Consider the following 399-nt stretch of genomic DNA (forward strand, 5'->3'; position numbering starts at 1 on the left):
ATGCCTGGCAGTTCCCTACTCTCGCATGGGGAGACCCCACACTACCATCGGCGCTACGGCGTTTCACTTCTGAGTTCGGCATGGGGTCAGGTGGGACCACCGCGCTAAAGCCGCCAGGCAAATTCTTTGTGCCCGAAACGAATCTTTTTCGCTCCTGCTGCGTTGGCCGCGCTTGCAAAGTCAGTCACATACTTCAGTATGCTCCCTCCTTTCCTGCGCCTGCCGCCTTGCATCAGCGTAAAATCTTTCGTTTCTGACGAATTCTTTATCCGGAACAGGCTGAAAATCTCTTTTGCGTCTCTCATAACGCACACCAGAACGCTTCTGGCGTTGTAAGGTTAAGCCTCACGGGTCATTAGTACCGGTTAGCTCAACGCATCGCTGCGCTTACACACCCGG

At 54.1% G+C, this 399-nt stretch carries 1 protein-coding gene and 1 rRNA gene; both read right to left on the reverse strand.

Annotated elements, in window-relative coordinates; translation table 11 throughout:
- Window positions 1-2 precede the first annotated feature (2 nt).
- Window positions 3-118 (reverse strand): 5S ribosomal RNA (gene rrf / locus ABEH87_RS21700).
- Complete coding sequence (locus ABEH87_RS21705; protein ID WP_346579428.1) at window positions 105-305, reverse strand: hypothetical protein; 201 nt, start codon at window positions 303-305, stop codon at window positions 105-107. The genes rrf and ABEH87_RS21705 overlap by 14 nt, the downstream gene beginning before the upstream one ends.
- Window positions 306-399: the final 94 nt, after the last annotated feature.

The sequence above is a fragment of the Erwinia sp. Eh17-17 genome (genome assembly GCF_039675725.1).
In the GTDB taxonomy this organism is placed as follows: domain Bacteria; phylum Pseudomonadota; class Gammaproteobacteria; order Enterobacterales; family Enterobacteriaceae; genus Erwinia.